The organism is Pseudomonas koreensis, from assembly GCF_024169245.1.
In the GTDB taxonomy this organism is placed as follows: Bacteria; Pseudomonadota; Gammaproteobacteria; order Pseudomonadales; family Pseudomonadaceae; genus Aquipseudomonas; species Aquipseudomonas koreensis_F.
On the sequence record NZ_JALJWP010000001.1, the window covers coordinates 2530237 to 2544217 of the forward strand.

Here is a 13981-nt window from a genome sequence, read left to right on the forward strand (position 1 = left end):
CGGCAGCTCCTACGGGATGTGTTGGCATTGAAAAAGGCGACCATTCTAATGCAAAACGGCGACCCGAAGGCCGCCGTTTGACGTTAAGCAGTAACCGATCAAGCGGCGGCCGGCTCAGCCTTGGCCACAGGTTTGGGCAGCGACGACAGGAACGCCATGATCAGCGCCGCCAGATACGGCAGCGACTGCACCAGCAGCATGGTCACCCAGAAGCGCATGTCATTGCTCGGCATGCCGTTGACCAGGAAGATCCCCAGCGCTGCGCCCCACAGCAACAGCATGATGAACAGCTCCTCGCGCGCCTCGCTGATCGCCACCCAGAAACCGTGGTTGTCGGCGTTTTTCGGCGTGCGGAAAAACGGAATGCTGCTGGTGAAGAAACCGTACAGCACCGCTTTGGCGATGGTGTGTGACAACGCCAGACCGGCCAGTGCCGCGCAGAACGCATCCTTCAGATTCACCCCCACCGCGCGGCGGTAAAGGAAGATGATCTTGCCGACCTTGAACACGAACAGCGCCAGCGGCGGGATCGCAAAAATCAGCAACGGCGGATCGACCCGTTGCGGCACGATGATCATCGCCGCCGACCACAACAGCGCGCCGACGGTGAAGAAAATGTTCATGCCATCGGCAACCCACGGCAGCCACCCGGCGAGGAAGTGATAACGCTGGCCACGGGTCAGCTCGGTGTCCTTGCCGCGCAGCAGGCTGCGGGTATGACGCTTGATGATCTGGATTGCGCCGTAGGCCCAGCGGAAGCGCTGTTTCTTGAAGTCGATGAAGGTATCCGGCATCAGGCCCTTGCCGTAGCTGTCGTGATAATACGCCGCCGACAGGCCTTTCTCGAACACGCGCAGGCCCAGTTCGGCGTCTTCACAGATGCACCAGTCAGCCCAGCCCAACTCTTCCAGCACCGAGCGGCGGGTCATGGTCATGGTGCCGTGCTGAATGATCGCGTCACGGTCGTTGCGGGTGACCATGCCGATGTGGAAAAAGCCTTTGTATTCGGCGTAGCAGAGCTTCTTGAAGGTGCTTTCGTTCTGGTCGCGATAATCCTGCGGCGACTGCACCACGGCGATTTTCGGGTCGGCGAAGTGCGGCACCATGTGCTTGAGCCAGTTCGGGTGCACGCAGTAATCGGAATCGATCACCGCAATCACTTCGGCATCCTTGGCGGTGTGCGGGATCAGATAATTCAGCGCGCCGCCCTTGAAACCGGCCAGCGGCGATACATGGAAGAACTTGAAGCGCGGGCCGAGGGTGGCGCAGTAATCGCGCACCGGTTCCCACACCGCCGGGTCCTTGGTGTTGTTGTCGATGATCAGGACTTCGAAGTCCGGGTAATCGAGGTTGGCCAAGGCGTCGAGGGTCTGTTTGACCATCTCCGGTGGCTCGTTGTAGCAGGGCACATGGATCGACACTTTCGGCCGATAGTCGGAATCGCCAAGCACTGGCAGGAATTCGCGCCGGCGCTTGTGAATCCACACCGCCTCGGCCAGTTCATGGGCCTCGGTGAGCAGGACGATGAATACTCCTAGCGCACCGAGCGCCAAAAGGAATCCGACGGTGAGGCTGAACCACGTGCTGTATTGCTGGCTGTAGTCGTAGCCGATGTACACCAGCACCGAACCGCACAGGAATGCGATAAAAGTCAGGAACGTGCGACCGCGCTGGCGCAGGGCCGAGCCGTCGATCATCAGCAGGGTCAGCGACAGCAGCGCCAGCACCACCGAGCCGATCGCCAGCACGCGCCATTGCGGAATCGCCACCACCGGGCCTTCGAAATTGAATTTCTGCTGGCGCGCGGCGTTGAACACGCCCCAGTAGGCGCCAACCGAACCTTCATCACTGGCCTTCCACGGCTGGTCGAAGGCTTCGATGACGAAGTAGTTGAAGCCTTGGCGATTGAGCTTGTTGACCAGTGTGCGCAGATAAATCGCCTGATCCGCCGGCGATGCATCGGCACCACCGCGCATGCGGCCGTTGCTCGGCCAGCCGACTTCGGACAGCAGCAGCGGTTTTTTCGGGAACAGCTTCTTCAGATCGCGCGCGCGGTCGAAGACGAACTGGCCGGCCTTGTCCACCGGAATGAATTCCCAGTAGGGCAGGACGTGGGCGGCGATCAAATCAACGTGCTTGGCCAGTTGCGGGTATTTCTCCCAGATGTGCCATTGCTCGGAGGTGGTCACCGGCACCTTGACGGCAGCGCGCACCCGATCCAGCAGAACGATCAGGGCCTCAGGGGTGATCTCTTCGCGAAACAACGCCTCGTTGCCGACCACTACACGCACGACGCTGCGCGAGGTGTTGGCCAGTTCGATGGCCTTGACGATTTCTCGTTCGTTGCGTTCCTGATCCGGACTGATCCAGATACCCAGGGTGACGCGCAGGCCGAATTCTTCAGCCAGTTTCGGGATGTCTCCCAGCGAACCGTCGACCGAATAGATACGGATGTTGTCGGTCAGCTTGCTCATGATTTCCAGGTCACGGCGCATCTCGTCGTCCGACGGGTACTGATCCCTTTGGGGGTATTGCCCCTGCTGGAATGGCGAATACGAGAAGCCGGAGATCTGCTGCGGCCAGTTCGGCGCCGTGACCGGGCGATTGACCAACGCCCAGAAACCGGTGAACAGGGCAGCGATGGCCAGCACCACCACCAGGTTGAGTCCAAATTTACGCGATGACATAACGATTTCGGGTTCCAAAGGCTGTGGAACGGAGGAACGGTTGGCAAACGCCAAAGGGCGCGAATCCTACACCGGCAGTCCATGAGTCGTACAACAGACGCAGAAATGCCCGACTTTGGGCAACCGGCCAGCACATAAGTTCTTACACTTGATCGCGAAGCTTAAAACTTGTCGCTGCGTGGCCCTATAATGCGCGCCGGTTTTTGGGGTAATGGTCATGAGTACAGAAGATCCGCGGTTTGCAGGCATCGCCCGTTTGTATGGCATCGAGGGCCTGGAACGCTTGCGCGCTGCCCATGTGGCGATCGTCGGCGTCGGTGGCGTCGGTTCCTGGGCGGCGGAAGCCATGGCCCGTTGCGGGGTGGGCGAGATCTCGCTGTTCGACCTCGACGACGTCTGCGTCAGCAATGCCAACCGCCAGTTGCACGCCTTGGACAGCACCGTGGGCAAACCCAAGGTCGAGGTGATGGCTGAGCGCCTGCGCGGGATCAATCCCGATTGCACGGTGCACGCCGTGGCCGATTTCGTCACCCGCGACACCATGGCCGAATACATCACGCCGAACATTGACTGCGTGATCGACTGCATCGATGCGGTCAATGCCAAAGCGGCGCTGATCGCCTGGTGCAAACGCCGCAAGATCCAGATCATCACCACCGGCGGCGCTGGCGGGCAGATCGACCCGACGCTGATTCAGGTCTGCGATCTCAACCGCACCTTCAACGATCCGCTGGCCTCGAAAGTGCGCTCGACCTTGCGCCGTGACTACGGCTTTTCCCGCACCGTGACCCGCCACTACAGCGTGCCGTGTGTGTTTTCCACGGAACAGCTGCGCTACCCGAAACCGGACGGCAGCATTTGTCTGCAGAAGAGCTTTGTCGGCGATGGCGTGAAGCTCGACTGCGCCGGCGGGTTTGGCGCGGTGATGATGGTTACCGCGACATTTGGCATGGTCGCGGCGACCAAGGCTGTGGACAAGATTGTCGCGGGGGTGCGGCGCCCGGCGGATCGCATTAAACCTGAGGTTTGATCGGTGAGGCTGATGGCCTCTTCGCGAGCAGGCTCGCTCCCACATTGAAATGCATTCCCCTGTGGGAGCGAGCCTGCTCGCGAAAGCGATTAACCAGCCAACTCATTCATTCGCTGGAGCACGGCATTCAAGCCATTACTGCGCGAAGGCGACAACTGCCGCGACAGCCCCAGCTGAGCGAACCACTGCGGCAGATCCACCTGCTGCAACTCAGCCGCCGACAACCCGTTGACCCGTAGCAGCAACAACGCCACCAGTCCGCGAATCATCCGCGCATCGCTGCTCGCCCTGAACTGCCAGTGATCGTCGTGCAGTTCGCCAACCAGCCACACCTGACTCTCACAGCCATGCACCCGGTTGGCCTCGCACTTTTCAGCGTCATCCAACACCGGTAAGCGATCACCAGACTGCATCAGCAGCCGCGCCCGCTGTTCCCAGCCAGCCGCATTCTGAAAAGTCTGCAGCGCTTCAGCCGCTTCAACCGGCAAGCTCATCGCAACAACTCCAGCGCCTGATCCAGTGCCTCGAAAAAGCGCTCCAGATCTTCCGAGTCGTTGTACAGCGCCAGCGACACGCGAATCGCGCCGGCCAGTTCGAAGCCTTTCATCAATGGCATGGCGCAGTGATGCCCGGCGCGCACGGCGATGCCCTGTTCGGTCAGCAAGTGCGCGAGATCGGCGTTGTGCACGCCTTCGACGACGAAACTGGCCAGCGCCAGTTGCGGCTTGCCGAGCAGGCGAACGCCATTGCGTGCGGCGAGGCCGCGCAGCAGATAATCGTGCAGCGCCGCTTCGTGTGCCGACACGGCTTGCTGATCCAGCCCGGCCAGATAATCGAGGGTCGCACCGAGGCCAATGACACTGGCGATCGGCGGTGTGCCCGCCTCGAAGCCCAGCGGTGCGGGGCGGAAGCGCGAATCGTGATAGTTGGCATCCAGCACCATCTCGCCGCCGAATTGCCATGGCTGCAACTGTGCCAGCGCAGCGTTGCGCCCGAACAGCACGCCCAGGCCGTCAGGACCGTAGAGCTTATGGCTGGAGAACACATAGAAGTCGCAACCCAGCGCCTGCACGTCTTGGCGACCGTGCACCACACCTTGCGCGCCATCGACCACGGTCAGGGCGTTCTGCGCGTTGGCCATGCCGAGCAAAGCGGTCAGCGGTTGCCAGGCACCAAGGACGTTGGACAGCTGACTGACTGCCAGCAAACGCGTGCGCGGGCCGATCAGATGCACGGCAGCGGCGAGGTCGATCAGGCCGTCGGCATCCAGCGGCAGGATCACCAGTTTCAGGTTGCGGCGTTGCGCCATTTGCTGCCACGGCAGCAGGTTGGCGTGATGTTCGAGAGCGCTGATGACAATCTCATCGCCCGGATTGAAAAGATGTTCCAGGCCATAGGCGAGGAGATTCAGCGCACTGGTGGCACCGTGTGTGAAGACGATTTGCCCGCTGTCACCGGCGTTCAGCCATTGGGCGGCTTTCAGTCGACTGTCTTCGAACGCCTGTGTCGCATGGGCACCCGGCAGGTGTTGCGCACGGTGCACATTGGCCGCGCCGTTGGCGTAGTAATGCGTCAGTGCGTCGAGCAGGGCCTGGGGTTTTTGCGTCGTGGCGGCATTGTCCAGATAGGTCTGGTCTTGCCGTTGCAGGGCAGCGATGGCCGGAAAATCGGCGCGCCAGGGGGAGGGGATCATCATGTTAGCGGGCCCAGGAGGGTATACGCCTGACCCTGTGGGAGCGAGCTTGCTCGCGAAGGGGATCTGTCAATCAACATGGTTGCCGAATCGCAGACCGCTTTCGCGAGCAAGCTCGCTCCCACAGGTATTGGGTGGTGCTGCTTAGTTGTGAGCGTGCAGCGCTTCGTTCAGTTCGATCGCCGATTTGTGGGTCTTGCACTCCACAGCACCGGTTTCCGAATTACGACGGAACAGCAGGTCAGTCTGACCAGCCAGCTCGCGCGCCTTCACAACCTTGACCAGATTGTTGTGCTCGTCCAGCAGCGCAACCTTGGTGCCGGCGGTGACGTACAGGCCCGATTCGACAGTGTTGCGGTCGCCCAGCGGAATACCGATACCGGCGTTGGCGCCGATCAGGCAGCCTTCGCCGACCTTGATCACGATGTTGCCGCCACCCGACAAGGTGCCCATGGTCGAGCAACCGCCGCCCAGGTCCGAACCCTTGCCGACGAATACGCCAGCGGAAACGCGGCCTTCGATCATGCCCGGGCCTTCGGTGCCGGCGTTGAAGTTGATGAAACCTTCGTGCATGACGGTAGTGCCTTCACCGACGTAGGCGCCCAGACGCAGACGTGCTGCATCAGCGATACGCACGCCGGCCGGTACTACGTAGTCGGTCATTTTCGGGAACTTGTCCACCGAGAAGACTTCCAGCAGTTCGCCGCGCAGACGCGCTTCGAGTTGCATTTCCGCCAGTTCGCTCAGGTCGATCGCGCCCTGGCTGGTCCATGCCACGTTTGGCAGCAGCGGGAAGATACCGGCGAGGCTGACGCCGTGCGGCTTGACCAGACGGTGCGAGAGCAGATGCAGTTTGAGGTAGGCCTCAGGCGTGGAGGTCAGTTGCGCGTCTTCGGCCAGCAGCGTCGCGACCAACGGCTTGTGGCTTTCAGCCAGGCGGGTCAGCAGCTTGCCTTGCACGGCGTCGATGCCTTTCACGGCTTCAGCCAGTTGCGCAGCCTGGGCGGTGGTGAAGGTGATGGCCTGGTTGCCTTCGCTGTAACCGAGGATCGGCGCGACCGCTGCGACCAGTTCGGCCGAAGGATTGAGCAGTGGCTGTGCGTAGAACACTTCCAGCCATGCGCCTTGACGGTTCTGGGTGCCGACACCAAAGGCGATGCTGAACAGGGAATTGGACATGTGAATACCTCTACGAAGAGTGACGGGCTGCTTACTTCAGAGCGGCCGCGTAGATATCTGGCTTGAAGCCAATCAGGGTTCGGTCACCGAGATCGAGCACCGGGCGCTTGATCATCGAGGGTTGTGCGAGCATCAGTTCGATGGCTTTCGACTGGTCGAGATCGGCTTTGCGTTCGTCGTCGAGTTTGCGAAAGGTCGTGCCGGCGCGGTTCAACACGGTTTGCCAGCCGTGCTCGTCGCACCATTGGGTCAGGTGCTCACGGTCAATGCCGGCGGTCTTGTAATCGTGAAAGTCATAGCTGACAGCGTGTTCATCGAGCCAGGTGCGCGCCTTTTTCATGGTGTCGCAGGCTTTGATGCCGAAAAGGTGCAACGTTTTACTTGAAACGGCCAAGGAATCGCCCCCTTTACAGGTGCTGGAAAAAAATGGTGACGGATTATGCCATGACCGGACGGTTTCGCGGCGCTCACGGTCAATTTCCAACGCAAAACCCTGTAGGAGCTGACGAGTGAAACGAGGCTGCGATCTTCTGATCTTGACCACAGGAATAAAAAGATCGCAGCGTTCCGCAGCTCCTACAGGAGAGTCATGCACAGAGGCTGCGACATAGGTGCAACGGTCAGCCACAGCCTAAGGCGCTAATATGGCAGTTCAACGCTGTCGATCGCCTGAGATTTCCGTTTTATGCAAACTGCTTACACCGTCCTGATCCTGCTGATGCTGGTCAGTGTCTCGCGCCTGGTCGGACGGGTCATCCCGCTGCCATTGCCGCTGGTGCAAATCGCCGCCGGTGCCTTGCTCGCCTGGCCGAACCTGGGCCTGCACGTCGCCCTCGATCCCGAGCTGTTCCTGTTTCTGTTCCTGCCGCCGTTGCTGTTTTCCGATGGCTGGCGCATGCCCAAACGCGCGCTCTGGCAATTGCGCGGACCGATCCTGACCCTGGCCGTCGGCCTTGTTCTGTTCACCGTGGTCGGTGCGGGCTATTTCATTCATTGGCTGTTGCCGACGATTCCGCTGCCCGTGGCCTTCGCCCTGGCGGCGGTTCTGTCGCCGACCGACGCCGTAGCCGTTTCAGCGATTTCGCAGAACCGCTTGCCGACGCCGCTGATGCACATGCTGCAGGGCGAGGCGCTGATGAACGACGCCTCGGGTCTGGTGACGTTCAAGTTCGCCCTCGCTGCCGCGGTCACGGGGGTGTTCTCGTTGACCAATGCCAGCCTGACGTTCGTCGCGGTGGCGCTGGGTGGTCTGGCCGTTGGCGTTGCGCTGAGCTGGCTGGTCGGTCGCCTGCGCGCATGGATGATCGCGCGTGGCTGGGACGACCCGGCGACCCACGTGGTGTTCATGTTGCTGCTGCCGTTCGCCGCTTACGTGTTGGCGGAACGTTTGGGCGCTTCAGGGATTCTTTCGGCGGTGGCGGCGGGGATGATGCAGAGCTGGCTCGATCTGTTGCCACGCCAGACCAGTACACGATTGCTCAATCGCAGCGTCTGGTCGCTGCTCGAATTTGCTTTCAACGGCTTGATCTTTTTGCTGCTCGGCCTGCAATTGCCGGACATCATCAAAGCGGTGGTCAGCCATGAACCGACGTTGTGGCCTACCCTGTTTTACCGTTGCCTGGATGTACTGGCGATTTTCATTGCGCTGGTCCTGCTGCGGTTTGTCTGGGTGCAAAGCATCTGGCGTTTGTCGGTGTTGTTGCGACGATTGCGCGGCAAGGGTGAGCTGACGCAGGTGCCGACGGCCCGCTCTTGCTGGTTGCTCACGGTGGGCGGCGTACGCGGGGCGGTGACGCTGGCGGGCGTGATGTCCGTGCCGATGCTGATCGGCGCCGAGGCTTTTCCTGAACGCGACTTGCTGATCTTCATCGCTGCCGGAGTGATCCTGCTGTCGCTGGTCTCGGCCTGTATTGCGCTGCCCTTGCTGCTGCGTGGTATCGAAAAAAGTCCGGACGACAAGCGTCGCCAGGAAGTGCGTGATGCCTGGCGCAAGACCGCTGAAGCCGCGATTCATTCACTGGAAACTGAAGAGGTTGTGCCACAGGATGCTGCGCAAGCGGCGCTGGCAGCGGAGCTCAAGGCACGGATCATGTCCGAATATCGCCATCAACTCGACGTCTTCAATGATTCCGCCGAAGCCCAGGCGCTGGCGTTCCAGATGGATCTGCTTGAGCGGCGCTTGCGGTTGAAAGCGCTAAGGGCGCAGCGTCTCGAGCTTTACAGCCTGAGCCGTCAGCACCAGATCGGCGATGACGTGTTGCGAGAAGTGCTCGGGGAACTGGATTTGAGCGAGGCGAATCTGGGGCAGGTCAAATAGCCGTTTGAACGCTTGCAGCAGGGCCGCTGCTGCAAGCGTTCGCTGATCACTGCTGTCGGGTGATGAAGTCGCGAATTCGTTCGGCGGCCTCAACGCATTCAGCCAGCGGCGCAACCAATGCCATGCGCACACGGCCGGCGCCAGGATTGACGCCATCGACGTCGCGAGACAGATACGAGCCCGGCACCACGGTCACGTGCTCCTGCTCGAACAGATCCCGGCAGAACGCCGCGTCATCGCCTTTTACATTCGGCCACAGATAGAAGCTGCCATCCGGGCGCTGCACGTCCAGCACCGGGCTGAGGATCTCCAGCACCGCATCGAACTTCTCGCGATACAGCGCGCGGTTGGCGCGCACGTGCTCTTCGTCATTCCATGCAGCGACGCTGGCCAGTTGGGTTTGCACCGGCATCGCGCAACCGTGGTAGGTGCGATAAAGCAGGAAGCCTTTGAGGATGTCGGCATCGCCGGCAACGAAGCCTGAACGCAGGCCCGGCAGGTTGGAGCGCTTGGACAGGCTATGGAAGACCACGCAGCGCTTGAAGTCGTTGCGGCCCAGTTCAACGCAGGCGCTGAGCAGGCCCGGCGGCGGGGTTTGCTCGTCGAAGTACAGTTCGCTGTAGCACTCGTCGGCGGCAATCACGAAGTCGTACTGATCGGCGAGGGCGATCAGCTTCTTCAGGGTTTCCACCGGAATCAGTGCGCCGGTCGGGTTGCCGGGCGAGCACAGGAACAGGATCTGGCAGCGCTTCCAGATGTCTGGCGAAACGGCATCGAAGTCCGGGTTGAAGCCGTTTTCATCAAGGCACGGCAGATAGTGCGGTTTGGCCCCGGCGAGAAACGCCGCGCCTTCGTAGATCTGATAAAACGGGTTGGGGCTGACCACCAGCGCATCGTCGCCACGGTTGACCACGGTCTGGGTGAAGGCGAACAGCGCTTCACGTGTGCCGTTGACCGGCAGCACATTGCGCGCTGGATCGATCCAGCCGCTCGGCACGCCGAAACGTCGCTCGCACCAGCCGGCGATGGCTTCGCGCAGGGCCGGGATGCCGAGGGTGGTCGGGTACACCGCCATCTGATCCAGATTGTTCGCCAGGGCTTCGGCGACAAAACCCGGCGAACGGTGTTTCGGCTCGCCGATCGACAGGGCGATCGGGCGTTTGTCCGGGTTCGGCGTGACGCTGCCGAGCAGGGCGCGGAGCTTTTCGAACGGGTAAGGCTGGAGCTGGTTCAGAGCGTTGTTCATGGGGGCCTCGGTCAATGTCGGATGGCCAGGCGCAATATCAGGCTGGAACGAGCCCTGTGGGAGCGAGCCTGCTCGCGAAGAGGGTGGTCCATCCAACATTGGTGTGCTGAATGACCGCTTCGCGAGCAGGCTCGCTCCCACAGGGTTTCATTGTCAGGCTGTCATTGGCGCTGGTCGCTCCGACAGGGAAAATTCATTGATTCAAATACTGATCCGCGAAAGCTTGATATCCGGTTCCTGATTGACGCTCAGCTGCTCGACGATCGCATCCTGCAAGCGGCTGCACAGCAGCGGATCGGACAGCGGCTGGTTGTGCGCGTCGGTGATGAAGAACACGTCTTCCACGCGCTCGCCCAGGGTCGCAATCTTGGCGTTCTGCAGCGACAGATCGAACTCGAGGAAAATCCCCCCGACTCGCGCCAGCAGGCCCGGCCGGTCGGGGGCCGTCAGTTCCAGCACGGTCACCGGACGCTGGGCGTCGTTGTGGATCGTCACTTGCGGCGCAAAGGCGAAATGCTTGAGCTGGCGCGGCACGCGGCGCTGGATGATCGTCGGGTAATCGTCCGGGTTGCGCAGGGCCTCGGTGAGGCCTTCACGGATCTGCTTGATCCGCGCCGGGTTGTCGCCGATCGATTCGCCCTCGTTGTCGAGCACGATGTAGGTGTCGAGGGTGAACTGGCTGCTCGAGGTGATCACCCGGGCGTCGTGAATGTTCAGGTTGAGCTGGTCCATCGCCGCTACGGTCACGGCGAAGAAGTCGTGCTGGTCCGGGGCATAAATGAAGATTTGCGTGCCGCCCTCGAACTCGCGCTGGGTGGTTTCCTTGATCAGCACCAGCGGCCCGCCATCCACCGGTTGCTGCAGGATCGCATCGCTATGCCAGGCGACGTCACCGGCGGTGTGGCGCAGGAAATAGTCATCGCCCAGTTGCGCCCACAGTTGCTCGACATCGTCCGGGTCGGTGCCGCCGCGCACCAGAATATCCAGCGCGGCGCTTTGCGTCTGGCGGATCTGCTCTTCGCGATCCACCGGATTTTCCAGACCCCGGCGCAGGGCTCGTTTGGTCTCGGTGTAGAGCTGGCGCAACAGGCTGGCGCGCCATGAATTCCACAGTGTCGGGTTGGTCGCGTTGATGTCGGCCACGGTCAGCACATAGAGGTAGTCGAGGCGGGTTTCGTCGCCGACCGCCTGGGCGAAATCGTGGATCACCTGCGGGTCGGACAGATCCTTGCGCTGTGCAGTGGTCGACATCACCAGGTGGTTCTGCACCAGCCAGACGATCAGGCGGCTGTCCCACACCGGCAACTGGTGGCGCTGGCAGAACGCTTCGGCATCGACCGCGCCGATCTCCGAGTGATCGCCGTGTCGACCCTTGCCGATGTCGTGGTACAGGCCGGCCATGTAGATCAGTTCGGGCTTGGGCAACTTGGCCATAAGCTTGGCGGCCAGCGGAAATTTCTCCGAGACCTGGGTGTACTGCAGTTTGCGCAGGTGCTTGATCAGATTCAGCGTGTGCGCATCGACCGTATAAATGTGGAACAGGTCATGCTGCATTTGCCCGACGATAAAGCCGAATTCCGGCAGATAACGGCCGAGAATGCCGTAACGGTTCATCCGTCGCAGATTGCGGTGGATGCCGATCTTGCACTTGAACAGCTCGATGAACAGGCTGGTGTTGCGGATATCGTTGCGGAAGTTGTCGTCGATCAGGTGACGATGTTCACGCAGCAGACGAATCGTGTCGGCGCGCACGCCTTTGATTTCCGGCTGCTGGGCCATCAGCACGAAAATCTCCAGCATGGCGAACGGCGTGCGGCGGAACACGTTGTCGTTACGCGCTTCGATGTAACCGTCGTGCAACTGGAAGCGTGAGTTGATCGGTTGCGGCGGTGCTTCATCTTCCGGGGCGAGGATGACTTCCTCGAAATGCTGAATGATCAGGTCGCTGAGTTGGGCGATGCTCATCACTGTGCGGAAGTACTGCTGCATGAAGTTTTCGACGGCCTGTTTGGCGTCGTCACCTTCGAAACCGAGCAGGCCGGCAATGGTGCGCTGGTGATCGAACAGCAAACGGTCTTCCGAGCGCCCGGCGAGCATGTGCAAGGCATAACGCACCTTCCAGAGGAATTCCTGGGAGGAGGCGAGCAGGGCGTTTTCGCTCTCGACCAGAAAGCCTTCGCCAGCGAGGGCGCGCAGGTTCAAAGTACCGTACTGACGGCGGGCCACCCACAGAATTGTCTGAATATCGCGCAGGCCGCCGGGCGAACCTTTGACGTTGGGTTCGAGGTTGTACTCGGTGTCGTTGTATTTGTGGTGACGGGCCTTTTGCTCGGCACGCTTGGCCAGGAAGAACTCCTTGGCCGGCCACATGTGTGCGGTACTGGTCACCTCGATCATGCGCTGGCGCAGACGCTCGGGGCCGCAGATGGTGCGGCTTTCCATCAGGTTGGTGACCACGGTCAGGTCGGCGCGGGCCTCTTCGGCACACTCGTCGACCGAGCGTACGCTCTGGCCGACTTCCAGACCGATGTCCCACAGCAGCGTGAGAAAACGCTCGATGGAATCGCGAAAAACTTCGTGGTCAGCGCTGTCGAGCAGGATCAGCAAATCAATGTCGGAATAGGGATGCAGCTCGCCGCGACCATAACCGCCTACCGCCACCAGAGCGATATCGGCGTCTTCGCTCCAGTTGAACTGCTCCCAAGCCTTTTGCAGGATGTTGTCGACAAACCAGGCGCGGTCCTCGATCAGGCGGCGGATGTCGCGCCCATTGCGAAAACGCGTGTCGAGGACCTCGCGGGCCTGGCGGATCGCCTTCTTGAACGCCGCGATGGGACTCGCTTTGAGGGCCAGTTCAGCCTGGAACTGGCCGCGGTCGAAGAGTTCGGGATCCACCTGCGGCATCGATTGGCTTTCCTTCTATAGGCTGGGAGCGTTTTGTGAATCAGGCCGAGACGCGCGGGATGGTGTCATCGCTGCGCAAAGTGAAGATCTCGTAGCCGGTATCGGTGACCAGCAGCGTGTGTTCCCACTGGGCCGAGAGCTTGCGGTCCTTGGTGATTGCAGTCCAGCCGTCGCCCAGTACCTTGGTGTCGGCCTTGCCCTGGTTGATCATCGGCTCGATGGTGAAGGTCATGCCGGCCTTCAGTTCCATGCCGGTGCCGGCGCGACCGTAGTGCAGGATCTGCGGTTCTTCGTGGAAGACCTTGCCGATACCGTGGCCGCAGAACTCGCGCACCACCGAGAAACCATTCTTTTCTGCATGCTTCTGGATCACTTCACCGATGTCACCGAGGCGGCAGCCGGGCTTGACGATCTCGATGGCCTTGTACATGCATTCCTGGGTGACTTGCGACAGGCGCTCGGCCCAGACCGGTACTTCGCCGACGTGGAACATGCGGCTGGTGTCGCCGTGGTAGCCGTCTTTGATCACGGTAACGTCAATGTTCAGGGTGTCGCCGTTTTTCAGCGGCTTGTCATTCGGGATGCCGTGACAGACCACATGGTTGATCGACGTGCAAATCGACTTCGGGTAACCCTTGTAGTTGAGCGGGGCAGGGATGGCTTGCTGCACATTGACGATGTAATCGTGGCAGATCTGATTGAGCTGATCGGTGGTCACGCCCGGTTTGACATGTTCGGCAATCATTTCCAGCACATCGGCGGCCAGTTTGCCGGCGACACGCATGCCAGCGATGTCCTCGGGGGTTTTGAGGTTGACGGTCATACAGGCTCTCTCTGCGCTCGGCGGCGCTTACGGATACGAAACGGGTGGCAGGTGTATATTTGCGACCCTGAAAAACGCGATTCTACCAGACGGGAGGCGCAA

At 61.0% G+C, this 13981-nt stretch carries 10 protein-coding genes; 2 read left to right on the forward strand and 8 right to left on the reverse strand.

Going from position 1 to position 13981, the window contains the following annotated elements; translation table 11 throughout:
• Window positions 1–98 precede the first annotated feature (98 nt).
• On the reverse strand, window positions 99–2687 hold the full coding sequence (locus J2Y90_RS11305) for a glycosyltransferase (RefSeq protein WP_253499551.1): 2589 nt from the start codon (window positions 2685–2687) through the stop codon (window positions 99–101).
• 211 nt (window positions 2688–2898) lie between these two features.
• Between J2Y90_RS11305 and tcdA the strand changes: the two genes are divergently transcribed.
• Window positions 2899–3717: a tRNA cyclic N6-threonylcarbamoyladenosine(37) synthase TcdA gene (gene tcdA, locus J2Y90_RS11310; RefSeq protein WP_095119300.1), complete on the forward strand. Its 819-nt coding sequence runs from the start codon at window positions 2899–2901 to the stop codon at window positions 3715–3717.
• Window positions 3718–3806: 89 nt separating this feature from the next.
• Here tcdA and J2Y90_RS11315 read toward each other — a convergent pair whose 3' ends face one another.
• From J2Y90_RS11315 to J2Y90_RS11330, 4 genes are all read right to left on the reverse strand, one after another.
• A complete protein-coding gene (locus J2Y90_RS11315) occupies window positions 3807–4211 on the reverse strand; it encodes a SufE family protein (RefSeq protein WP_253499555.1) in 405 nt (134 codons plus the stop codon).
• Window positions 4208–5413, reverse strand: a complete 1206-nt coding sequence (locus J2Y90_RS11320) for an aminotransferase class V-fold PLP-dependent enzyme (protein ID WP_253499558.1) — start codon at window positions 5411–5413, stop codon at window positions 4208–4210. Before J2Y90_RS11320 ends, J2Y90_RS11315 begins: the two co-directional genes overlap by 4 nt.
• A 141-nt stretch (window positions 5414–5554) precedes the next feature.
• Entirely contained in the window at window positions 5555–6589 is a 1035-nt protein-coding gene (gene dapD, locus J2Y90_RS11325) for a 2,3,4,5-tetrahydropyridine-2,6-dicarboxylate N-succinyltransferase (protein ID WP_073476070.1), read from the reverse strand.
• Window positions 6590–6620: 31 nt separating this feature from the next.
• Window positions 6621–6983, reverse strand: coding sequence for an ArsC family reductase (locus J2Y90_RS11330; RefSeq protein ID WP_093104271.1), 363 nt, complete (start codon window positions 6981–6983; stop codon window positions 6621–6623).
• 291 nt (window positions 6984–7274) lie between these two features.
• Between J2Y90_RS11330 and J2Y90_RS11335 the strand changes: the two genes are divergently transcribed.
• The gene (locus J2Y90_RS11335) at window positions 7275–8906 is read left to right on the forward strand and encodes a Na+/H+ antiporter (protein ID WP_253499561.1); all 1632 of its coding nucleotides are present in this window, start codon (window positions 7275–7277) and stop codon (window positions 8904–8906) included.
• Window positions 8907–8952: 46 nt separating this feature from the next.
• Here the strand turns inward: J2Y90_RS11335 and dapC are convergent, their stop codons facing one another.
• The 3 genes from dapC to map form a co-directional block, all read right to left on the reverse strand.
• Window positions 8953–10152: a succinyldiaminopimelate transaminase gene (gene dapC, locus J2Y90_RS11340; RefSeq protein WP_253499564.1), complete on the reverse strand. Its 1200-nt coding sequence runs from the start codon at window positions 10150–10152 to the stop codon at window positions 8953–8955.
• Window positions 10153–10353: 201 nt separating this feature from the next.
• Window positions 10354–13056: a [protein-PII] uridylyltransferase gene (locus tag J2Y90_RS11345; RefSeq protein ID WP_042606977.1), complete on the reverse strand. Its 2703-nt coding sequence runs from the start codon at window positions 13054–13056 to the stop codon at window positions 10354–10356.
• 40 nt (window positions 13057–13096) lie between these two features.
• Window positions 13097–13879, reverse strand: a complete 783-nt coding sequence (gene map, locus J2Y90_RS11350; RefSeq protein WP_016771477.1) for a type I methionyl aminopeptidase — start codon at window positions 13877–13879, stop codon at window positions 13097–13099.
• Window positions 13880–13981 lie beyond the last annotated feature (102 nt).